We start from the raw sequence: 22,549 nt of genomic DNA, 5'->3' as shown, positions 1-22,549 counted from the left end.
CCTATCCTCCTTCGGTCAGTGCGGGCGTGCTGCGAGACGGGGCGGGCCGACGGGGCGACAGTTCATGCAGGATCAGGCGGCAATGCCGTTCCCACGACAGGTTGTTCGCGGCCCAGATCCGCGCCTGATTGCCCAGTCGGCGGCAGAGCGCGGGATCGCGCGCCAGCAGCGCGAGCGCCGCGCGCAATGCGCTGGGGGAATTGCCGTCGACGACCAGGCCGGTGACGCCGTCGCGGACCAGTTCGGCCGGGCCGCCATCCGCGCCGACGATGCAGGCCAGCCCCTGTGCCATGGCATCGGCGACGCTGAGGCCGAAGCCCTCCACCTCGGCGCCATCCTCCAGCGCGATCTGGGGGTGAAGGAAAATGTCGGCATCGCGATATTGCGCGGCCAGCTCCGCGTCGGAGACGTAACCAGCCAGCCGGACATGATCCTCCAGTTGGTGGCGGCGCACGGTTTGCTGGATGCGGATGCCATCCACGCCGCGGCCGACGATGGTGTAGTGGAGTGAGGCCTCCTCGCGCAGGCAGGCGGCTGCGGCGTCGATCGCGGCCGGAATATTCTTGCGCGCGACCAGGCGGCAGACGGTCAGGATCTGGGCCGGCGCGGCGCCATTCTGGAAGGCGGTGGTGGGGCGGTCGGTTGGCATGCGGACACCGTTCCAGGCGACGATGGTGCGCGCGGCAAGATCGGGCAGGCGCTGCACCAGCAGGTCGCGAGTGACGGCGCTGACCGCGACGATGCGCCGGGCGCGGCGCAGCACCAGCCGCAGCAGGGCGAAGGCACCGCCGGCCGGGCGACCGACTTCCCGGCCATGGATCGTCACGATGAGGGGGCGGGGAAAGGCGAGGGCAGGCAGGGCCGCACGCCAGGTGCAGGCATGGATCGCCTGTGGGCGCTCGCCGCGCAGCCAGGCGCCGGCCATGGCGCGGAACAGCCGGCCATAGACCCGCATGCGCGAAGTCGGGCCGACATCGATCAGTTCGACGCCGTCGCTGCTGGCCCGGCGCGGACCGGCCGAGGATTTGGCGAACAGGGTGACGCGCCAGCCCAGCGCAGCATAGGCGCGGGCGGTTTCGGCCACATAGGTCTGGACCCCGCCTTCATCGGGCGCATGGACGCGGGCGACCAGCCAGAGGCGGCGATCGGCATCAGCCATGGCGCAGTGCCTCCCGCAGCTTATAGGGTGTCGGAACGGGCCGCGCTGCTGGCGCGCCGCGTGTCAGATAATCCGCGACCGCCCTGGCTGCGCGCGCCGAGGCGGGTGCGCCGCTGTTGGTGAAGGTATCGGACAGGCCGCGTCGCTGGGCGGCGTCATACATGCCATGGGCGGCCATGGCGGCTGCGACCTTGTCCGGGATGCGATCGGCGGATTCATGGACCGGGCCATAATGCCAATGGGCATAGTTGGGATCGTCGCGCCACTGCGCGGCATGGCCGTTGAGGAAGAGGCAGGGGCGCGGCGTGGCGATGAATTCGTAGATCTGGCTCGACACGTCGCCGATATAGGCGGCGGCAAGCTGGACATAGCTCATGTCAACGCTCGCCCGGCTGCCGAGGTCGACATGGACATGCGGCAGGGCGGCAAATTCAGCCAGCATGCGCTCGGCCGCGGCGCGCTTGCGGCGATTGTCGAACAGGCGGACATGGGGCGCGACGATCAGATTAAAGCGATCATCGGCCGCGAACTGGCGCAGCACATCCATTCCCATTGCCTGCCAGGAGGAGAGGCGCGGCGAGAAATGCGGGTTGTAGAGGATGATCGGGCGATTGTCGGTAAAGGGGCTGGCCGGGCGCTGGCCCTGGGTCAGGTCGAACTTGCCATAGCCGGCAATGGCGTAATGATCCTCGCGGATCAGGCCCTGCGCCAGCATCCGGCGGCGCTGCTTCTCGCCCGCCAGCAGGACGAAGTCGAACAGCGCGATGCGCGGATCATAGCCGACCGCGCGGTCGCCTGCGCCATGACAGGTGTGGATGAAGCGGCTGTCCGCCAGCCCGAGACGGCGCAGCAGCAGCGAGGTGCGTTCGGGCACGACGATCGCGTCATAGCGCGCGAGGCGGCGGCGCGCGGCGAGCAGGGTGGCGAGCTTGGGCGGGCTGGCATGGCCCGACAGATGGGACAGGCTGCGCAGCCAGATTTTGTCGAGATGGATGAAGTTCAGCCGGCCGCCGCCATGACGAGCGGCCAGGTCGCGGGCCAGCGCAATATGATCGGCGCCGGCCGCGATGATATCGACGCGAAAGCGCGGATCATGCGACAATTCCAGTGCCAGCGGCATGGCGTGCAGAAGATGATGGATCTGCGCGTTGAAGAAGAAGCAGATCGACTGCGTCTTCCTGTCTGTCTGGTCGGTCCGGGCCGGGAAATTGATCGGCTGTTGTATCACGCTGCACTCCGGGTCTGACGCTGGTCAGGCGGAGTGTCTGCGTGTGATTTTGCCCGGCGATTTCAGATTGCGGCGATGTCTGTAACATTGTGCGCCGGGTTCGGCATTTCCATGTCAGCCTTGCCGGGCGGCGAACTTCCCTATTTCCGGACGACGGCGGCGTTGAGGAACGGATCATTGCCGATGAACATCGGCGTGCTGTCGAACAGCGCGATGCGCCATTCGCCGTCCGCATCCCGGCGGAATTCCATGCGGCAATCGGCGACGATGGTCGGGCCGACCAGGTTCAGGATCGGCGCCTTGCCCTCACCCGAATAATTGACCAGCATGAACTGCGCGCTGCCATGGTCGGCAGCCGGGAATTGAATGCGCATGTTGGTGATGGTGTGCCGCTGGGTGCGGACGCCGTCCTTCTGCTGGGTGGCGACCCGTTCGTTGCGGGCGGTGTAGAAGGCGGTGATGGGGCCATGGCCCTGGTGCAGCGTGCCGCCGACCAGATAATGGCAATCGTCGGTGCAGAGCGGTGCGACGTTCATGCCGCCGTTGAGGTCGAGATCATAGCCCCAGTCGATCACCAACTGCTCGATTTCCAGCGCGGCAATGGCGGTTTCGGCGGTGAAGCGGGGCATTATCCTCATCCTTTGCTATGGCATGCTGCTCTTTCCGACAGCTTGTGCGCATGGGGATGGACGCCCGCAAGCATAGAGGGCTCCGCCGTGGCGATGCTTGGCGGCGATGCGGGAAATCCGGTCAGGGCTGGGGGGCGACCGCGTCCATGATCGTGAGCTTCTCGCCGGTCGAGGCGCCGACGCTGGAATCGGTGACGAGGATGGTGGTGCCGGGCTTCAACTGGCTGCGGATCTTGTCGTAGAAGCCGCGCGGCAGGCGCACCCGGTTCAGCACCGCTTCGTCCACGACATTCTCGACATCATCTTCATGGCCCGGCAGGCCGACATAGAGCCAGTGGGTCTTGCCATCCTTGCCCGTGGTGAGGGTGATGACATGGGAGCCGGGATCGCCCTCCTTGATCTCGGCGACGCTGCGGCCGATTTCCGTGCCGTTGCGCAGCACGACGATCCGCTGTTCCTTCTTCGAGACGATGATGGTCAGCGGGCCGCTGGTCGCCAGTTCGGGTTGCCAGCGATATTCCTCATCCTTGAGCGGGCGATATTCGACCTGTTCGCCCTTGTCGTTGATCGGCGACAAGAGGCTTGCCTGGCTGGTGCGCATATGGGTGGCGGCATTGCCCTGAACCACCACGGTCGCGCCCAGGCTGGTGATGGCGAACAGTTCCTGCGAGAATTTATAGGGCAAATGGATGCAGCCATGGCTTTCGGGATAGCCCGGCAGGCCGCCGGCATGGAGCGCGACGCCGTCCCAGGTCAGGCGCTGCTGATAAGGCATGGGCGCGTTGTTATAGGTGCTGGACCGATGGTCCTTGTCCTTTTGCAGGATGGTGAAGACGCCGGTGGGCGTTGCATGGCCTTCCTTGCCCGAGGAGATGGTGGACACGGCGATGCGCACGCCGTTGCGATAGACGGTCGCGATCTGGCGCGAGAGATCGACATAGACGAGCAGCGGCCCGGTCGGCGATACCTGTGGCGCCCAGACCCATTGGCCGGGCTTCAGATTGTCGGCACGGCGGGCGAATTCCGGCGGCGATGTGGCGCGATCGCCCTGGGCAAGGGCGGGGTGGGGGAGCATCAGCGCAATGGCAGAATGGTGGCAAAGCGAACAGCGTAATCGCGCAAGGCGCCCATGATCCGATCCCCCAGATTGTCCGGGATGAAGCCTATCTAGGATCAAGATGGCACGCCATAGGGGAAGCACCCGATGAGCGGCGTTATAAATAGGGATGTCGAGAGATTTTCTGGTGACCCCGTGGGCGCTGAGGGTTTAAGATAGTTATGATTTAACAAAAACATACTTGATTTTTTTATGGGCGATTTTGGGTGGTCATGGACCATCAGATTTTCGACCGATGTGCAATCCGGTCCCGGACCGCAGTTTGTTTTTCGGCTAGCGCGGATCGACATTCAGCGTAACCAGATCATGGCGGCGGCGAGGTTTGTGAAGCCGGCGAAGTGGATGTTGCGGCGATCGTAGCGTGTTGCGAAGCGGCGGAAGTGTTTGAGCCTGCCGAAGCATCGTTCGATACGATTGCGGTGTTTGTAGATCAGCGCGTCATGCGGGATGACGACCTTACGGCAGCGGTTTGAAGGTATGACCGCTTCGGGCCCATTTTCGCGATGATTGTCCGTAAAGCATTGCTGTCATAAGCTTTGTCGGCGAGCACGACGACGGCTTCCTGTCCGTGCAGCAGGGCCGGCGCCTGAGTAACGTCGCCAGTCTGGCCGGGCGTGATGATGAAGCGCAGCGGCCGGCCGAGCGCGTCCGCAAGCATGTGTATCTTGGTGGTCAGTCCGCCTCGGGATCGCCCCAGCGCCTGATCGCACGCCCCCCCTTTCCGGTCGCCGCCTGCTGGTGCGTGCGAACGATGGCGCTGTCGATCATCAAATACTGGTTGTCCCGGTCGGCCGTCAGTGCGTCGAACACCCGTTACCAGGCACCCGCATGGCACCAACGGCTGAAGCGGCGATGCACCGTCTTCCGCTTGCCATAGCGCTCCGGCAGATCGCACCAATGCGCTCCTGACCGCAGCACCCACAAACATCCGTTCACGAACAGACGGTTATCCGTTCCCGACCGCCCCGGATCGGTCGCTTTGCCCAGTAGCAACGGCGCAATCCTCTCCCATTGCACCTCGTTCAACTCGTACCGCTTCGCCGCCATCATCCACTCCGCGCATCAACACGGCGTCCTATGAATCAGCGATCATCCGCTTTGGGAATCCCGAATGTTGATCCGCCCTAGTGCGGTCACGATCGAGATCCGCTCGACGGATCGCCGAATCCGGTTGTTGAAAGGCGAGGCGCTGTTCACGGTTGCGCCCGATCGTTCCCGCCCCTTCACCGTCCAGGCAGCAATCGGTGAAACGATGGCGCTGGGCACGCAATTCTCGGTCCGCCGGACGGGCGCCGACACTGAGGTTACCGTGACAGAGCACAGCGTGATGCTCGTCAGCGGAGAGGGCAAGGGGGCCAGCCTCATTCTGCGGGAAGGCCAGTCCATCCGCTATGGCGCCGATGGCCGTATCGATGCTCCTCGTTCCATCAATACGGAAGCGGCCACCGCCTGGACGGACGGCGTGCTCGTATTCAAGAATGCGCCGCTATGTCAGGTCGTGGCCGAGATCGGCCGCTATCATCCCGGCTACATGACTATAGTGGGCGACGCATCATCCCTGCACGTCTGTGGCGTATTTCGCATCGACGATCCGGTTGCAGCCATATCCCGGCTTCAGAAATCTCTCGGCCTGCGATCCGTGCAATTGTCCCGTAGTCTGATCGTGATTTTCGCCTGAAATTATTTTTCTGAAATTCGACCTCTCGTTTGACCGCATGCGAACGTATGAATCGCAAGGTATTCTCAATAGCAGATGGGCCTCCATCCCGAATGTCGAATGGAGGGAGTTAGAAGTGCTGAATTCAAAGGGCCTCGAACAAGGCAAGGTTTCCGTGCGGTCGATCTCCGTGTCGCTCGCCACGGCGAGTGTGGTGAGTGGGCCAGCAATAATCTCGACGCCTGCAATGGCGCAGGAAACGGTTTGCCGCATCCGATGGACAATCAATTTATGCGCCGGACCGACCCGTATCATCTAGAGACGGTTGAACCAATTGTGCGTCACGACCGAGGCAGTGATAGTCAGCCTTTGCTTCAGGATCGATATGCAGGTCATGACATCGAGAGGGCAATCGCGTTCAGTCAATATCGGGACGCCCAGATGACTGGCGAATGGGTTTTCCAAAAACGACAATGAGCCCGGCCAACGGCAGGATACAGAAGAACCAGAGCAGCGAAGCGATCAGGTTGGTCGTGGCCAGTTGCGCGACGGGAAGGATCACCAGAACCAGCAATGCGGTTCCACTCGCGCACCAGGCGGCTCGATAGACGATGTGTCTTCGGGATGTGCCGCGCCGGATGGCATCGAAGCCGGCCACCGCAAGGACCAGGGATAGGGCCAGGTTCACGATCACTGCGCAGCGCCTCCGGCCGGCCTGCGAGCGATCCTGCCTGCTGCGATCCACAAGATGACGCCCATCGCCAGCGCCGTCAGGTCTGCGCCTGAGCGGATACCATCGCCATGAGCCAGCGTCGACGTCAGCGGCATTCCCGCCAGAGCCGTGCTCACGGGAATAGTCAGGCAGAGCAATGCCGCCGCACGCAACTGCTCTGCCCACGCGCTGGCCCAGGGCCGTACACCGGCATGGATGAGGCTCAGCAGCCAGGCCAGGAAGTAGATAGATGCTGCCATGCTGCGCCGGTCTTGGATGTCGGAAGGCAGCAACTGCTCACCATGAAGGTAAGCCGCACAGGCGATGATGTTTCCAGCCACAGCGGCGATGGTGATCCGGCCTGCCATGGCGTGAAATGCCGATCCGCCCCGGCGCGCCCGCTTTTTGGTAAAGAGGACAAGGCCAGCCCCGACCATCGCGGCGCTGGCGAGCCCGGTCAGGAAATAGAGCCAGCGGGCAGCGATTCCGCCCCATTCGATGAAGTGCAGTCCGGCAAGGAAGGCCTGGGTCTCGCGGGCTGGCGAGCGCTTTGCCAGAATGCGCAGCAAGCTGCCGTCGGTGCCTGCAAAGTCGACGCGATCGGGGAAATTGGCGATGCGATCGTCGCGCTGTCGCCAGATCTCCACTGCGGCATTGGCACGATCGGGATGGCTCACATAGATGTTGACGGCCGCTCCGCCACCCCAGGCGCGCTCGGCGCGCGCCACCAGCGGCATCAGCGCAACCGTGGCCTGTGGCGATCCGGCGGGTGTCTCCACATCGATGTAGCGCGATTGCGCAGCCGCAGTCTGATAGGCTTTGACGTCGCCGCCGTTCAGCGTCGCGACGCCGGCGGGGATATAGGCGTAATAGATCAGGACGAGGCCGGTATAGGCCATCATCATGTGGAACGGCAGCGGCAGCACCGAGAGAAGGTTGTGCGCATCCATCCACGCCCGCTGGCGCGAGGCCCAGGGGCGGAAGATGAAGAAATCGCGGAATATGCGCTTGTGAATGATGACACCGCTGATCGATGCGGCCAGCATGGCAAGGCCTGCAGCGCCCACGATCAGGAAGCCGATGGGGCTGGACTTGCGATCGATCCCCAGCGTGTAATGATAGCGCATGAAGAAGAACCCAGCGTCCATATCGCGCGGGATGCGGACGCCGGTCTGCGGATCGAGGCGGTGGGTGGTGGCCTTGCCCGCTTCGTCGGTCCACACCAGCCGCAGCACAGGTTCGCGCGAAGTGGGGATGACGATACGCCATTGCCTGGCATCCGGAGCGATGCGGGTGAGATAATCCCGTCCCATCGCTATGGCTCGTCCCCGGTCGATGGCCACCGGAGAGCGCAGTTCGGGCGTGGTCCAGAGGTTGATCTCGGTATAGAACACCGCCAGCGATCCGGTCAGCAGGATGCCGAACAAAACCCAGCCGAACAGCAGCCCACACCATGTATGGAACCAGCCCATGGATTGGCGCAGGCTATCCTTCATCTGGCGACCCCCAGCATCAGGGCGAAGGGGAGGGCCGTGCCCACCAGCAGTTCGCCCCAGATCCGCGTGACGCTGCGCACCGCGAAGGCGCGAAGGATCACCGCAACGAACAATATGAAGGCGAGGCAGGTCGCAAGGATGTTGGCGTCAACCGCATCCATCGGCAGCAGGCGTACCGCCGCGCAAATCCACGCATAACACAGACCATAGGTGCCGACCGTCGATGCCAGCACGCGCGGCGCGATGGTGCGCCAGCCCGGCTCCTGCCTCGCCGGCACGATCAGAACCGCTGCTCGAACGTCACCGCGACGCTGCGCGGCTCACCCAGCACCCACTGCGAGGTGGAATAGCTGTTCTGGACGTAGATCCGGTCGAAGACATTGCGCAGGTTGAGCGTCACGCTCGTCTTCTTGCCCAGGTCGTAGCGGGCCGAAGCATCGACGAGCGTATAGGCCGGAATGCGACGGGTATTGGCGGCGTCCGAATAGCGTTTGCCGACATAGCGCAGGCCGGTGTCGAGGTGCAGCGGTTGCACCGGCCGCCAAGAAAGCCACAGATTGGCTGCCTTTTCGGCAACCCCGATCGGCATGTTGCCGTTGCGGCTGACAAGCGCCGTGCCGATCAGTTCGTCGAAGTCGTCATATTGCGCGTTCAGGATCGTTCCGTTGGTCAGGATGCTGAATGTCCTGGTCACGGCCAGTCCGAACGATGCCTCGACGCCGTACGACGATTGCTGGCCGACCTGCACAGACACCGTGGGATCATTGGCGGAGCGTGTCAGGATCTTCTTCTTGACGATGCGATAGCCCGACAGCGTGAATTCGCCGCGCCCGTCGAGAAAGGTCGCCTTGGCACCCGCTTCCCATTGCCGCCCGGTCGATACATCGAAGCTCGTCTGTGCCAGCGTAGCGGTGAGGAACGCCGTCACCGGATCGGCGGCCGCGGAATATTGCGCGTAAAGCGAGATCGTGTCCGTGGGATTGTAGACCAGCCCCGCACGCCAACTGGTACTGGGATAGCGCGCGGTGTAGTTGGCGCTCGGATCGAGCGCATCATGGCGCTCGGTCTTCGGGCGATCGTAGCGCAGGCCCGTCACCAGCGACAGTCGATCCGACAGCGAGAGGCGGCTTTCGCCGAACAGCGCCCATTGCTGTACATTGGTCTTGTACTTGTAGCGTGTGCCGAAGGCGCCATCCAGAAACGTGCCGGGCGCGTAGTCGTAGGGATCCACCAGATCGGAGCGGGAATTGGGCGAACTGTCGGTACGCAGCAGCGATCCGCTGTTATACTCTCCGCCCAGGCTTAGGCGGTGGTTCATGCCCAGCAATGTGTGGTCGAACACAGCGTTGAAGCGGTCGCCCCACTGCTTGGTCTTGTAGAAGATTTCCAGATAGCTCGACCGGCGGATCTGATCGCCGGACCAGGCATAGCCCTCCGCATTGCGCCAGTGCTTGAAACCGGTGAGATAGTACGCGACGTTGGTGATCGCCACGCCGTCCGCCGGCGTCCATTCCGCCTTGGCCTGGGTCCAGGCGTCGTCGAAGCGCAACGAGCGGTCGGCGATATTGTAGTTCTTCTTGCGGATATCGCGGACCAGCTTGCCATCCCGCAGCGGCGTACCATACCAGATCGTCGGATCGAGATCGGCGCGGTCATGCGTCAGGGTCAGCACTAGATCGTCATTGGCCTGGTAGCGCAGCGCGGCCGACAGGGCGAGACTACGGGAGCGTCCGCGCTCCATCCAGCCGTCCGACCGGTTGTAGCTGAGATCCACGCGGTAGGACAGCTTGTCCCCGATTGGCCCGCCGATCCCGCCGGCCGCTGCATATGTATCGAAAGAGCCGCCGCTGAGGCGTAGTTCACCTTCGAACTCTTCGGTGTTGGGCTTTTTGCGCACAACGTTGATGGCGCCGCCGATGCCGCCTTCGCCATAGAGCACGGACGCTGCGCCGCGCAGCACCTCGATGCGCTCGGCCATCCAGGGATCGGCGGGGAAGGTCTGCGTGGTCGTCGTATAGACCCGCATGCCGTCATAGAGCTGCATCACCGAGGTGTAGCCGGTGAACCCGCGCGAACTCAGGGAATAGGCGAATGCCGAGGAATTGTTGATCAGGCCCGGCGCGCGCGCCGCCGCCGCAACGACCGTGCGGTCACCAAGACTGCGGATCATCTCCTTGGTGATGACATCGACGCTTGCGGGCGTCTGCATAGGCGTCAGGCCAAGGCGGCTGGAGGCATCGGCCTGCTGGCCAAGTTGCAGGACGCCGGCCTTGCGCGCCGTGACGACGATGTTCTCCGTGCCACCGGGCGCGGCGTCGGCGGTCTCCTGAGCATGCGTTGCGGTGACACTTGCCGCCAGTGCGCAACATGATGCGCCGGAACGGATCAGGCCGGAAAGAAGCGATCGTGTATTCATGTGTAACCCCCGTTGCGTTTTCCAGTCGAACGGACAGGTTCCCGCGCAGGAGGACGTCTCCTCGCACGGGCGCAGCGGTGGAGACCGGGCGCAAACGAGCGACCGGCGGAACCCACCGTTGCGGCCTGGCCGCAAGTTCGTCGCTCAGACGGAATACACCGTGCCGCGGCCATCCCCTGGACCAAGGCAAGAGCGACCGGACGCTGGCAGGTCTCCTGGCTCACGGGTCATTGCACGATGCACGGCCTTCCCAGGCCTCGCAGGAGTTAGCGTCCGGCCCAGTGGCTGCGACAGGCATCCTTGGCCTGCCGAGATATGCATCGCGCTATCCGCTTACAGTTGCAGGGACAGCCTCGGCTTCAGGGGCAGTACCCCTCCACCGCGTTCCCTTTTAAGCCTCTTTCGAAGCACCAACGCGATCTTGTCCCCCGGTAGGGGACGGGCTGGGAACTATGGGCTATCGAACAGGATAGCAAGAAATTCGTAGAACGTGGAATTTGGTCATGCCTGGACGGCCGGTATGCGGCTGTCCCTGACGCTCAGGTGCTGAACACACCGCCCCGTTAGCAGTCATGAACAAGCGGCACATGAGTTGTTGCGAACGATTATCAATGCACGTAATGCGGCGGCAGATAGCGATGCTCAACAACGCCGCCGCCCTTACGCGCCTGCTCCTGCAAGAGCGCACGTCGCTCCTGCGACTTGTCGAAAGCATATTGCGCGATCGGCCGGCAGCGGAGGACGTCACGCAAAGCCTCTGGTTCAGGGTGCAGCGTATCGAGGATGATCCGCCAATCCTGAACAAGCGGGCCTATCTGTTCAGGCTGGCCGCCAATCTTGCGAAGGATCGCATCAGGGCGGACGGCAGATATGCTGCCCTGTTCCACGCCGCCGATACGCTCCCCGAGGAAATCCCGGCCGACATGGTTGGAGCCGATACCGAACTGTCCGATCGCCAGCGTCTGGCCGTGACGATGGCCGCCATCGACGAACTCCCCGCGCGAACCAGAGAAATCTTCATCCTGCGCAAATTTGACGAGCTTACTCTGGACGACATTGCGCATCGGATCGGGATTTCCCGCAGCATGGTCGTCCGACATCTCCAGCAGGCTTTGCAGCATTGCATGACCCGACTAGGGGAAAGTGAATGAGGCGATTTGTTGGCTTGCGGAGTGTCCGGATGCCGCTTTCGAACGTCAATGATTATGGAAAGTGTGAAATTTCCATGGTTGAGGCGGGAGAAGCGATCGGAATGCATTATGGGCGCTGACGACGATGCTCCGGATCCGATCGAGGATGCCGCGACGCGCTGGGCGGTCGAACAGGATGCCGGCCTGACCGATGATGGCATTGCGGCTCTGGAACAATGGCTGGGCAGCGATCCCCGTCACCCGCCGGCCTTTGAGAAGGCCCGTGCGGCGTGGCGCTTCATGGGGCATCCGGCCATTCGTTCGGAAGTGACGCAGCGCAGGCTCAGCGAGCCGCCATTGCCGGGCTATCCGCCGGTCGGCCGACCGGAAGGCAAAAGAAAATGGACTGCGCCGGCCGTCGCGGCCAGCGTCGCCCTTCTTGTCGCGGGCGCGATCGGGGACTGGCCGACAGCGCTGCGGTCCGATGCGATGACGGCGACGGGCGAACAGCGCACCATGACCCTTGCCGATGGATCGCAGGTCCAGCTCAATACCGACAGCGCCATATCCATCGATTACCAGCCGGATCGCCGGATCGTGCATGTGCTGAAAGGCGAAGCCGCCTTTTCGGTGGCGCGCGATCCCCGGCGCCCATTCTCGGTCGAAGCGAAAGGCGGAACGATCACGGCGCTGGGCACGCGGTTCATCGTCGATCGTCATGCCGACAGGACGCAGGTTACCGTTACCCTGCACAGCGTTCGCGTGGCAGCGCCGGGCGCCGGGGCCTCCATCGCGATCGTGAAGGAAGGGCAGTCCGTCAGATATGACAGGAACGGCGTTGGTTCCGTTCGCATAGTCGATGCAAATGCGGTCTCCGCCTGGACCCGCAAACGGCTTGTCTTCGTGGACCAGCCGCTGCGAGCCGTGGTGGCGGAACTCAATCGCTATCATCCGGGATATATCGGCATCATCGGCACCGATCTGGGCAACCGGCGCGTCAGCGGGATTTTCCGCACCGACAATCCCGTCGCCGCGCTCGACACACTCCAGGCATCCTTGAAGTTGGCTTCCATCCGTCTCACCGACCGGGTGATTTTCATTCACGGCTGAACCCACAAAAAAATTCGGCTCCCCGGTTCTCACTTCGAGATTTGAGACGTCATGTTCCTGAAGGCGCTTCGCATTAGCGAATTGCCATTCATATCAGATGCCTGAATTTTGGGGGTTAAGACGTGAAGATTGTAGAGGCCGGCAAGGCTGCTGTGGCGGGATTTCGCACTGTCATTCCGGCAACGTTGCTCGCGACGACCGCGCTGGGCGCCGGGATCGTCATGCCAACGAGCGCCTATGCCCAGGGGCGCAGCTATAATGTACCTGCCGGGCCGCTGGCCGTTGCGCTCAACCGCCTTGGCGAGGCAGCCGATATCGAAATCATCTATGATGCAGACCTGACGAACGGCATTGCCAGTCCGGGCCTTCAGGGCAGCTATGGCCCGGCCGAGGCGCTATCGCGCCTGCTGGTCGGAACAGGCCTCACCTTCCGGCAGAGCGGTGCGCGCTCCTATACACTTGAAAGAGCGCCCAGGTCGGCTGAAGGGGCGGTCCAGCTGGGGCCGGTGAGGGTAGAGGGCGCAACTGCAACCATGACGGCCAACGGCACCGATGGCGCGGACCTTGCCCTGACGATGACCGAGGGGACGAAGTCCCTTGCCGGGCAATATGCACAGGTCGGTGGCAAGTCGGCGCAGCGCCTGCGCGACATCCCCCGCAGCGTCACGGTGCTGACCGCGCAGGAGATCGAGGACAAGGATATCACCACCGTGACCGCCGCGCTCGATCAGGTGACCGGCGTCTACGTGGCCTCCTATAATGCCCGTACCCCCGTATTCTATTCGCGCGGCTTTCTGATGCAGAACCTGACGATAGACGGCGGTAGCCCCATGCGCATGCATGACGGCCTGCAATCGATCATCAACGGGGTCGGCCTGCCCAATCTGCTCGCCTATGACCATGTCGAGGTGATGCGCGGTGCGGATGGGCTCTATTCGGGAAACGGGGACGCCAGCGGCACGGTCAACCTTGTGCGCAAGCGCCCGACGACCAAGCGCCAGATCAAGTTCGCCGCCTATGCGGGAAGCTGGGACAATTACCGCGCCGAGCTTGACGTGGGCGGGCCGCTCAATGCTTCGGGCACATTGCGGGCGCGCGTGGTGGCGGGCTGGCAGGACGCGGATTCCTATTTCACCGGCGCCTATACCAAGGACAAGTTCGGCTATGGCATCATTGAATGGGACGCAGGCGCGCATACGACGCTGTCGGCGGGCTTGAGCTATGACGATCTGAACACGCAGAAATATGAACGCACATTGGCATGGCGTTCGGGCAGTCTCGGCACGCCGGAGAATCTGCCGATCCTGTCGAAGCGGGATTCCTGGATGCCCGAATGGTCCTATGACAAGGCGCAGACCCTGCAATATTTCGCCAAGGCCAGCCACGATTTCAGCCCCGACTGGAACCTGACCGTAAACGTCACCCGCAGCGAAGTCGATTCTGACGAGCTTTATGGCTATTATGGCATCGGCATCAATTCCGATGCGGCAGTCCCCAGCGGTTTCTTCATGCGCTGGATGTCGCACGGCTATTCCAACCAGACGATGGCGGACGCCAATTTGAAGGGCAAGTTCACCTTGTTCGGCCGACAGCACGACGTTGCCGTCGGCGCGAACTGGTCGCGCAGCGACGCCAATTCGACCAACCCGATCGGCAGTATCGCCGGCGTGACGGTCGAAGACTATCTGACCTATTATCGCTACGCCAAGCCGACCAAGGCCGAAATCGCCACCTGGAGCGGTTACGGCACTTGGGGCAGCGTCTATGGCGAAGACGGCTGGGTCACGAGCCGTTACGGATTCTGGGGCACGCTGGGCATGCATATTGCCGATCCGGTCAAGGTGATTATCGGTGGGCGCTACAGCCGCAACGAGAATTTCCGGGGGCAGACGATCGGCAAGTTCGTGCCTTACGCGGCCGTCACCTACGACGTCTCGCCCGATTGGACGACCTATGCCAGCTACTCCGAAATCTTCGAGCCGATGCAGAACATCGTGCCGATCGGTCAGTGGCACGAGGATGCCACGCAGATCAGCTTTTCGGACAAGCCGACCACCGGCCGCAACTTCGAGGGCGGCGTCAAGGGTGACCTCAACGGAGGTGCATTGCAGGCGGCCTTTTCGGTGTTCTACATCGAGAAGAACAACGTCTACGTGAATGATGAAACGCAGGGGCAAGTCGTCATCCCCGGCTATGGCACCACCTATATGCAGCGCGTGGCGAAGCTTCAGACCAGCAAGGGGTTCGACGCCGAACTGAAAGGCGCGCTGACGCAGAGCTGGCAGGTTTCCGCCGGATACACGTTCAACGTGACCAAGAACAAGGAAGACGACGAAGGCGGCCCGATCCTGCTCTGGGCACCCAAGCATTCGGCGCGGGTGTGGAGCACCTATCAGCTTCCTGATGCGCTGGAGGGGCTGCGCCTTGGTGCCGGCGTCCGCGTGTTCGGCAACTCGGACTTGCGCAAGGGCTATGCCGTGATCGGCGCCAGTGCTGATTACGAGATCAACCGGCATCTGACGCTGGGTGTCTACCTCGATAATCTGGCAAACAAGACGTATCGCGTTTCCACCAGCAGCGCGGCGACTTATGGCAATCCCCGCAACTTCATGGTGACGCTGCGCGGAACCTACTGAGCCGATGACCCGCGCGAAACCTCCGACATTCCCAGTCGAAGGTTTCGCGCGGGATATGGCGGCGAAGGCCCCGCTCCAAAGGCCGCTCTGCTCGGTCAAGCAAGCCACGCGCGGGCATGAACCCTGTCACGTTGCGAGAGAAAATGTGAAAATCCGCAGCGGTCAAACGTCTAACTGACAGACGCTCTCCAAACGGTATTGAAAAGCAATCGCATGAAAGACGCATTCCGCCAGTCGATGGCCTGGCTGCACACCTGGGTTGGATTGGTGGCAGGCTGGCTGCTGTTCTTCGTTTTCGTGACCGGCACGGTGGGCTATTTCCAGCAGGAGATTAGCCGCTGGATGCAGCCTGAGCGGGTGGTCACGGTGGCGCCGGTCGAGGTCGATCGCACGATCCTGACCGACCGGGCCATCGAACGATTGACCACAGTCGCACCGGTCGCCGCGAGTTGGCAGATCATCTTCCCCTACCGGCAACAGGGGGACCGCGACTGGCAGAATTTCTCCATTCGCTGGGAGGAAATGCCGAGCGGGACGCATGACTATGGCGCTAGCAGCAATGAGCGCCTTGACCCGGCCAGCGGCGCCGTCCTGCCGCCCGATCCCGAACCGCGAGAGACGGCGGGCGGCGTTGGCCTCTACCGCATGCACTATGCACTGCATTACCTGCCCTATGACTGGGCGATCCGGATCGTTGGCATAGCCACGATGCTGATGCTGCTGGCAATCGTCAGCGGGGTCATCACCCACAAGAAGATCTTCAAGGACTTCTTCACCTTCCGCCCCGGCAAGGGCCAGCGTTCCTGGCTGGACGCGCATAATGTGGTCAGCGTGATGGCGCTGCCCTTCTTCCTGATGATCACCTATAGCGGGCTGGTCTTCTTTCTCTTCGCCTACATGCCCGCCGGCAAGGACGTGATCTACGGCACCGACCCGGAAACGAGCGGGGCCTATTATGATGAACTGTACGAAGGCGGCGAGCATAAGCATGCGCCGATAGGCCGCCCGGCAGCACCGCTCGCGCCCATGATCGCACAGGCCGGCAAGGCGTGGGGCATGGACCAGATCGCCTGGATCACCGTCGAGCGGATGGAAGGCGAGGGGCCGGCAGTGGAACTCACCCATGTCCCGATGGGCCTTGGGCGCAATGATGCGGCAACCATGCGGTTCAACGCCGACACCGGCCAGCGCCTGCCCGATGAGCCGGCCTCCAGCGGCGCGCCGGGCGTGACGCAGAGCGTGCTGTTCAACCTGCACGAAGGCCTCTACGCCGATATCTGGGGGCGCTGGGCCTATTTTGCGTCTGGCCTGCTTGGCTGCGCGATGGTCGGTACGGGGCTGGTGCTGTGGTCGGTCAAGCGGCGCCGCTTTCATCTGAACGAAGACCGCGGGCATCAGGAGCAGTTCGGCGTGCGTCTGGTCGAGAGCCTGAACGTCGCCACGATTGCGGGCCTGCCGCTGGCGGTAGCGGGCTTCTTCTGGGCCAACCGACTGCTTCCGATCGACATGATGGACCGTGCGGCCTGGGAATATCACAGCCTGTTCGCGCTGTGGCTGGGCACGTTGTTCTATGCACTAGGCCGTCCGCTGCGCAGGGCGTGGGTTGAACTGCTCTGGGCAAGCTGCGCCGCTTTCGCCTGCGTGCCGCTGCTGAATGCGCTGACGACCGGGCGGGGTCTGCCGGTCTCGCTGGGCGAGGGAGATTGGGTGTTCGCCGGGTTCGATCTCACCATGCTGGGCCTCGCCGGTGCCTTCGCCTTCACAGCCCGCAAGGTGCAGCGGCGCTTGCGCCCAGTGACGGTTCCGGCGCGGCAACCCGTGCTGCGGGCGGTGCAGGCATGAGCCGGGGCAAGTCCGTTTCCGTTGGCTACCGCCTGGCGGTCGCATCGCGGGTCGCAGGCGCATTTCTGGGCGGTTACGCGCTGATCTCTGCCGCAACCGTGCTGCTCGCGCTCGTCTGGCCGCTTCCCAAGGCGCAAGCGGTGCTGAGCGCATCCATGTTGAGCTTTGCGCTCTATGCGGGGTTCGTCATCTGGGCCTTCCATGTCCGTCGCCTGCGGTGGATCTGGGGCGTCGTGCTGGGCGGCACGGCATTGCTGAGCGCGGCGGCATGGCTGCTCGGTGCGGGAGGTGCAGCGTGAGCGGCGTGCATCTCGCCATGCTGGCGCTGAGCTTCCTTGGCTTCGTGGCGCTGGCCGTGGGCATGGAGCGCCATGCCAAACATCTGCTGCGCATCGTGCCCGCGCCGCATTGGCGCCTGGGCGCGCGAACTGGTGGCTGGGCGCTACTGGCAGGCGCACTGGCGCTTGGCATCGCCGGGCTTGTGACGGCCGGAGTTGGCATTGCCATCTGGACCGGATGGATTGGCCTCGCTGCGGTCGCACTGGTCTTCGCCCTGCCGAAATGGCCGTGGCAGCCGCCGGTCAAGGCCAGCACGGAGCGTAGCCCGCGCAAGAAGACCGCGCTGGTGACCGAAGAGCCGATCCGCCAATCGCGGCGTTGGATCGGCTGGCTTCTGCTGGCTGCGACCGCTGCGATCTTCGTCGTTGCCTTTGCTCAGGTGGAGACCAAGCCCTTGCAACGCGAGGATGCGATACATGGTCAGGTCGGCCCCTGGACTTTCACTTTTGCCGAGACTGACCGTGATGCCCCGGAACTGGTCGACATGGATGTGCCGATGAAAGCCTATCGCCTGCGCTTTTGCGAAAGCTGCGACAGCCAGATCCTGCGCGTCACCCTCAAGGTCAATCGCCCACGCGCCATGCGCGCTTCGGGCGTCGCGTTCGAGGGCGCGCGCTGGGAGCGTTCGGCACAGATCCAGTTGCCCTCCAATCTCACGGCCAGGAGTGAATTATGGATGACGGTTGTGGGCAAGGACGGCGCCGTCCATCAGGCTTCATGGCCGATGGCCGCCGTCTCGCCTGCGACCGTCACTTGGTTCGCCAATCAGGAGCGCACGAAATGACAGCCGTGAGAAGATCTCTAGCCTGTGGGCTGGCCGTCATCACCGGTGGTTTCTCGATGCCTGCGCTGGCGCATGAACCGATCCTCAAATGCGTGTTGCTGGACCCGGCGACTGTCCGGTGCCGGGGAGGCTACGCCGAAGGGGAGACAGCACAGGGGGAGCGCCTTGAGGTAATTGATCATGCTGACAGGAGGCTGCTGGCCGGAAAACTGGGCAAGGATGGCACGCTGACCTTCGCGCGGCCCAAAGGCCCCTATTATGTCCTGTTCGACGTAGGGCCCGGCCATCAGGCGATCGTCGAACATGATGAGATCAGCCTGCCGAGGGCAAGCGACCGAGCCCGTTGGGTGAGGAAATGAGAGCATGACGGTCAATCGCGGCAGCGCGCGGGTGGCTCCTCTGGCCTATGATGCGTCGGACGATCCTGCCCGCCAGACGGGCCTCGTCGAGATGGGGGCGATATCAGCAGCGTCAGCATGGCGGCCATCCGGTCGCTACGCGGACCAGCCCATGAGCCTTCAGACGCGGCTGTTCGGAATGGCCGGGGTTTGCTGCGTCGCCATGGTCATAGCCGCTGGCCTGTTTTTGTCCTGGCAGGTCTACACTGCAGTAAAGCCAACGCCCGCGCTCAGCGTGTTCGACATTGCGGCTCCCGCCGCACCGCCCGAACCACAGCGGCAGGTGTCTCCAGGCCCCGAACAGGTCCAGAAGGAAAAGGCGCAGCTGCAGCCCGATCGCCCCAGGATCGAGGTTCCCGAAATCGAGATCCCAAGCCAGAACCCGGTCACATTGGTTGCGGCCAAGCCTGTCATCGATCCCGGCCCGCCGATCGAAAAGACCATGGCGCCGGAAACCAAGCCGGCGCCGCCCGCGCAGAAGGCCAGCGATGCCAAACCCAGTTGGGAAGGCCAGGTGCTGGGCGCGCTCAACAAGGTGAAGCGCTATCCGCGCGAGGCGGCGTTCCGGCGCCAGCAGGGCGTGCCCTATATCCGCTTCGTCATGAACCGCGATGGCAAGGTCTTGTCTGTCCGGCTGGAGCGGTCCTCGGGCGTCCGCTCCCTCGACGACGAGGCTCTCAGCCTGCCCAAGCGGGCCTCGCCGCTGCCCAGACCGCCTGAAGAGGTGAAGGGCGACAGCATCGAACTGGTGGTTCCCGTCGAATTTTTCATGTCCTGAAAACCCTCATTGGGCCTGAAAACCCTCATTGGGAGAGTGTCGCATTGACAACAATCGCCCGAGGATCGCCGCGTCGAACGGCGATGGCGCTCAAGCGCCGTTCGTTTATCGAACAGCGCGTCATCCGCATGCTGCGGGGAGACCAGACCGACGATCAGGCCCTGTTCCTTTACGAGGCGCAATTTGGTCGGCTCCGTGATCTGGCGCACCGCGCTGGCATGCGCGTCAATGTGCCCGGTACTACCTGGCTCGGCCGTGACGAGCTTTCGCTGCTGGCCTGGCTGGCGCAGGCGCAGCGGGTACTGAGCTATACGAAATCATTCCATCGCGATGCCATGCTTACGCTCACCGTGGTTCACTGCGCGGGCACTCTCAACGCGCTGGGCATTCAATTGCCGCCTCTCACCCTCCAGCATGCGTCGACGGTCGAGGAGACCGAATAACGTCCCACCTCGCGCGGCGCAAACGTCGGCCATGAGGCGGTTCAGCAGCGCATCTCGGTCGTGGCGAGTAGGGAGGCCGATTCAGGCTCTCAGATCGCGTCCGCATCATCGAGATGCCGCTTAAGATTTTGCAGCATCCGATGGACCAGAAATTTATGCGCCGAACGAACCAGCGTCATGTAGGCCCGGCCGGATCTGATCCAGCAGCGGCAAGCATGCCACATGCTTCTTCGGCCGCGTTGGCAGCCGTGCCATCGCCTCGCGAAAATCGATGACCATGTCCCGGTAGACATCGGCGACATCGATGTCGCCGAATAGTTTGGCGAAACGACGGATCGAAACGCGCCATTCATCGCAACGCTTTCGCGCCGAAGCGGGCTGCTTGGCGGCCCAGTCCTCGTACACCCTTGCCGGAAGCTGCGCCTTTCCGCATCGCGGTCGTCGCATTGTGCCGTGAATTGATGAGCGGCTGCATCTATGGGTGGCGATAGGCAGGGTAGGGACTGCCCGCCAGAGGATGGCTATCACCGGACTGAAGACCCAATTCCTCCGTCATAGGGCATTTCAGATGGTCTGTTTCAGCCAGAGCGATCCCATCGCGTTCGTGAGAAATGGCTTTGTCCATACTGCCCAACTCGACGGACAGTCTGTTAGATAGCCATCGATCGTATCCGTGCCGGCAAGCGTGTCCCGTGCCTTGAGTCCAAGCTCGATCAGTTCGAACTTTTTCAGCCAGTCATGTTGGCGAGCAGTGCCCAGTCGTCGGGCTTCGCCGAGGTCGTCCGTGCAGAGTGACTGCTTGATTTCTGCCTTGCCGACCTACCCCCGATAATGGGGCGGTACGACCATGCGGAACCGATATTGCGAGGAGTTTTTGCGCCTTAAGGGGGGAGAGCAATCGAGTGCTCATATGGACCGCCTAAATGGACCGCCTGACCTCGTGATATGGGCGTACCTGCCGGAGTTTCTCGCAAATCTGCGGAAAATCGCCGAAATGGTGACCCCTACGGGCGTATAACTTAAATCTCAGGCAGGTTCAGGACGTTCCTAAGTCCTCTGTAATTTCAGAGATTTGTCTTGTAGGGTATTCGCGGTCGGTCGCCCTAATTTGCCTGAAATCCCATCAATGTGTGGGATCGATTGTGGGACCATTTCAGGCGGGAATTAGAACCGATGGCTCTGACAGCTTTGAAAGTGAAGAACGCCCAGCCGGGCCGTCATGTCGATGGTAGGGGATTATGCCTGGTCGTCAAACCAAGTGGTGCGCGATCTTGGGTTTTGCGGATGCAGAAGGATGGGCGTCGTCGCGACTACGGTTTGGGCTCGACATTCGACGTGTCACTTGCTGAAGCGCGTGATGCCGCGATGGCACTGCGCCGTCAGGTGCGTTTAGGCGTCGATCCTGTAGCGGAGAAACGCAGGTCTCGAAAAGTTGTGCCTAGTTTTGAGACGGCCGCGCGGGACTGCTACGAAGCGATGAAAGAGGGTTGGAAGAACCAGCGGCACGCCAGCTGGATCGCAAGCCTCGAGAACCACGTCTTTCCGTTGATGGGCGCCCGGCCCATCAACGAAGTAGACAGCCCTACTGTTGTGGAAGTGCTGTCTCCGATTTGGTTGGACATACCGGACACTGCCCGCCGCATCCTGCAGCGTATTGGAGCCGTTCTGGATTTCGCGCACATCAAAGGCTGGCTTCCAGAAGAGGTATCCCTTCGTTCGGTCCGGAAGGGACTTCCGCGTCAGGCGGAAAAGGCCGGACACCTAGAAGCCATGCCATATGCCGACGTACCCTCTCTTATGCACCGGCTGGCGACGGCGGCATCAACGACCGGGCGCGATGCGCTGCGCTTCACGATCTACAATGCCGTGCGTTCGAATGAGACGCGCTTCGCGGTCTGGAGCGAGTTCGATCTTGAGAAGGCTGTCTGGACCATACCAGGAGAGCGGATGAAGGCGGGTGACACCCATGTTGTGCCGTTGTCACCGGCGGCCGTCGCATTGCTACGCAATCGTTGGAACCAGCGGAGCAGCGACACCGGTCTGGTTTTCAGCAACGATGGCGAAAAGCCGATCAGCGATATGACCATGACCAAACTACTCAGAGACGATGGTATCAAAGGGGTGACGGTGCATGGTTTCAGATCAGCTTTCACCGACTGGGCCGCTGAGCGGACCCGCTTCCCCAAAGAAGTCGCGGACAAGGCGCTGGCCCACAAGCTTTCGAACAAGGTTGAAGCAGCGTACCGTCGCACAGATTTCTTCGACAAACGCCGAAGCCTTATGGCGCGGTGGGCTGAATATCTCGAGCAATGGCCTTCGAAGAGCAATTCTTCGCGAAGATTGGCTGAATGACATGTAGCCGGTCTTTTTCCTCAAAAAGTAAAATTGGGAGATCGACTAAATCTCTGCCGACCTCTACGGAGCTATACGCGACCCGTCCGTGGAAAGGCGTTTCCAAGGGCAAGATGGCTTCCGACTTTCGATGATCGTCGGAAGCCATTTTTTATCTGGATGGTGCGACCCGGATTACCTGTCAGCTTTTGGCTGAGGATGGGACACCGCGTAATTGATGTAGGCGCACTCCTACATGGTACAAAATCGCATGAACGCTTCGATTAAGGAGGGTGACCATGTCGATCTATGCAGGACTGGATGTGAGTGACAAAACCACGCAT

General features: G+C 62.4%; 20 protein-coding genes, 1 pseudogene and 1 riboswitch. Of the genes and pseudogenes, 11 read left to right on the top strand and 10 right to left on the bottom strand.

All coding sequences use genetic code 11. From position 1 onward, the window contains the following. Nucleotide 1 precedes the first annotated feature (1 nt). From JQK15_RS18370 to JQK15_RS18350, 5 genes and pseudogenes are all read right to left on the bottom strand, one after another. Nucleotides 2-1,159, bottom strand: a complete 1,158-nt coding sequence (locus JQK15_RS18370; protein WP_214866744.1) for a glycosyltransferase family 4 protein — start codon at nt 1,157-1,159, stop codon at nt 2-4. Further along, nucleotides 1,152-2,387, bottom strand: coding sequence for a CDP-glycerol glycerophosphotransferase family protein (locus JQK15_RS18365; RefSeq protein WP_214866743.1), 1,236 nt, complete (start codon nt 2,385-2,387; stop codon nt 1,152-1,154). The genes JQK15_RS18370 and JQK15_RS18365 overlap by 8 nt, the downstream gene beginning before the upstream one ends. A gap of 140 nt (nt 2,388-2,527) precedes the next feature. Beyond that, the gene (locus JQK15_RS18360) at nt 2,528-3,016 is read right to left on the bottom strand and encodes a nuclear transport factor 2 family protein (protein ID WP_214866742.1); all 489 of its coding nucleotides are present in this window, start codon (nt 3,014-3,016) and stop codon (nt 2,528-2,530) included. Between the two features lie 121 nt (nt 3,017-3,137). Continuing rightward, nucleotides 3,138-4,091: a L,D-transpeptidase gene (locus JQK15_RS18355; RefSeq protein WP_214866741.1), complete on the bottom strand. Its 954-nt coding sequence runs from the start codon at nt 4,089-4,091 to the stop codon at nt 3,138-3,140. A 332-nt stretch (nt 4,092-4,423) separates the two neighbouring features. Further along, nucleotides 4,424-5,180 (bottom strand): annotated as a pseudogene (locus JQK15_RS18350) (IS5 family transposase). 64 nt (nt 5,181-5,244) lie between these two features. On the opposite strand from JQK15_RS18350, the gene JQK15_RS18345 reads away from it, so the two are divergent. Then, nucleotides 5,245-5,811 (top strand): FecR family protein, encoded by a 567-nt coding sequence (locus JQK15_RS18345; RefSeq protein WP_214866740.1) that lies wholly within the window; start codon nt 5,245-5,247, stop codon nt 5,809-5,811. A gap of 397 nt (nt 5,812-6,208) precedes the next feature. Here the strand turns inward: JQK15_RS18345 and JQK15_RS18340 are convergent, their stop codons facing one another. Genes JQK15_RS18340 through JQK15_RS18325 form a run of 4 tightly spaced genes read right to left on the bottom strand, consistent with a single transcriptional unit; the run spans nt 6,209 to nt 10,414 of the window. Next, the gene (locus tag JQK15_RS18340; protein WP_214866739.1) at nt 6,209-6,484 is read right to left on the bottom strand and encodes a hypothetical protein; all 276 of its coding nucleotides are present in this window, start codon (nt 6,482-6,484) and stop codon (nt 6,209-6,211) included. Continuing rightward, on the bottom strand, nt 6,481-7,998 hold the full coding sequence (locus tag JQK15_RS18335; protein ID WP_214866738.1) for a PepSY-associated TM helix domain-containing protein: 1,518 nt from the start codon (nt 7,996-7,998) through the stop codon (nt 6,481-6,483). The genes JQK15_RS18340 and JQK15_RS18335 overlap by 4 nt, the downstream gene beginning before the upstream one ends. Then, nucleotides 7,995-8,276: an iron transporter gene (locus JQK15_RS18330; protein WP_169861071.1), complete on the bottom strand. Its 282-nt coding sequence runs from the start codon at nt 8,274-8,276 to the stop codon at nt 7,995-7,997. Before JQK15_RS18330 ends, JQK15_RS18335 begins: the two co-directional genes overlap by 4 nt. A 2-nt stretch (nt 8,277-8,278) precedes the next feature. Next, entirely contained in the window at nt 8,279-10,414 is a 2,136-nt protein-coding gene (locus JQK15_RS18325) for a TonB-dependent receptor (protein WP_214866737.1), read from the bottom strand. A gap of 188 nt (nt 10,415-10,602) precedes the next feature. Next, nucleotides 10,603-10,844, bottom strand: a riboswitch (cobalamin riboswitch). A gap of 142 nt (nt 10,845-10,986) precedes the next feature. Here JQK15_RS18325 and JQK15_RS18320 point away from each other — a divergent pair. The 9 genes from JQK15_RS18320 to JQK15_RS18280 all read left to right on the top strand — a co-directional run bounded on the left by JQK15_RS18320 (nt 10,987) and on the right by JQK15_RS18280 (nt 19,874). Then, nucleotides 10,987-11,565: an RNA polymerase sigma factor gene (locus JQK15_RS18320; protein WP_353047223.1), complete on the top strand. Its 579-nt coding sequence runs from the start codon at nt 10,987-10,989 to the stop codon at nt 11,563-11,565. Between the two features lie 108 nt (nt 11,566-11,673). Further along, a complete protein-coding gene (locus JQK15_RS18315; protein WP_214866735.1) occupies nt 11,674-12,654 on the top strand; it encodes a FecR family protein in 981 nt (326 codons plus the stop codon). 122 nt (nt 12,655-12,776) lie between these two features. Continuing rightward, complete coding sequence (locus JQK15_RS18310; RefSeq protein ID WP_214866734.1) at nt 12,777-15,290, top strand: TonB-dependent siderophore receptor; 2,514 nt, start codon at nt 12,777-12,779, stop codon at nt 15,288-15,290. Nucleotides 15,291-15,503: 213 nt separating this feature from the next. Further along, entirely contained in the window at nt 15,504-17,132 is a 1,629-nt protein-coding gene (locus tag JQK15_RS18305; protein WP_214866733.1) for a PepSY-associated TM helix domain-containing protein, read from the top strand. Further along, on the top strand, nt 17,129-17,431 hold the full coding sequence (locus JQK15_RS18300; protein WP_004207408.1) for a hypothetical protein: 303 nt from the start codon (nt 17,129-17,131) through the stop codon (nt 17,429-17,431). The genes JQK15_RS18305 and JQK15_RS18300 overlap by 4 nt, the downstream gene beginning before the upstream one ends. Next, complete coding sequence (locus tag JQK15_RS18295; RefSeq protein WP_214866732.1) at nt 17,428-18,255, top strand: DUF3325 domain-containing protein; 828 nt, start codon at nt 17,428-17,430, stop codon at nt 18,253-18,255. The genes JQK15_RS18300 and JQK15_RS18295 overlap by 4 nt, the downstream gene beginning before the upstream one ends. Continuing rightward, nucleotides 18,252-18,614 (top strand): hypothetical protein, encoded by a 363-nt coding sequence (locus tag JQK15_RS18290; RefSeq protein ID WP_214866731.1) that lies wholly within the window; start codon nt 18,252-18,254, stop codon nt 18,612-18,614. The genes JQK15_RS18295 and JQK15_RS18290 overlap by 4 nt, the downstream gene beginning before the upstream one ends. A gap of 4 nt (nt 18,615-18,618) precedes the next feature. After that, the gene (locus JQK15_RS18285) at nt 18,619-19,431 is read left to right on the top strand and encodes an energy transducer TonB family protein (protein ID WP_214866730.1); all 813 of its coding nucleotides are present in this window, start codon (nt 18,619-18,621) and stop codon (nt 19,429-19,431) included. An 83-nt stretch (nt 19,432-19,514) separates the two neighbouring features. Then, the gene (locus JQK15_RS18280) at nt 19,515-19,874 is read left to right on the top strand and encodes a hypothetical protein (RefSeq protein WP_214866729.1); all 360 of its coding nucleotides are present in this window, start codon (nt 19,515-19,517) and stop codon (nt 19,872-19,874) included. A gap of 153 nt (nt 19,875-20,027) precedes the next feature. Here JQK15_RS18280 and JQK15_RS18275 read toward each other — a convergent pair whose 3' ends face one another. Further along, complete coding sequence (locus tag JQK15_RS18275; RefSeq protein WP_097383458.1) at nt 20,028-20,279, bottom strand: hypothetical protein; 252 nt, start codon at nt 20,277-20,279, stop codon at nt 20,028-20,030. A 768-nt stretch (nt 20,280-21,047) separates the two neighbouring features. Here JQK15_RS18275 and JQK15_RS18270 point away from each other — a divergent pair. Continuing rightward, nucleotides 21,048-22,226: a tyrosine-type recombinase/integrase gene (locus tag JQK15_RS18270; RefSeq protein WP_214866728.1), complete on the top strand. Its 1,179-nt coding sequence runs from the start codon at nt 21,048-21,050 to the stop codon at nt 22,224-22,226. The last annotated feature ends 323 nt before the right edge of the window (nt 22,227-22,549 follow it).

The sequence above is a fragment of the Sphingobium sp. BHU LFT2 genome, from assembly GCF_018604485.1.
Lineage (GTDB): Bacteria > Pseudomonadota > Alphaproteobacteria > Sphingomonadales > Sphingomonadaceae > Sphingobium > Sphingobium yanoikuyae_A.
The sequence above is the reverse complement of the archived record's forward strand: the minus strand, read 5'-3'. Positions and strand labels throughout refer to the sequence as shown.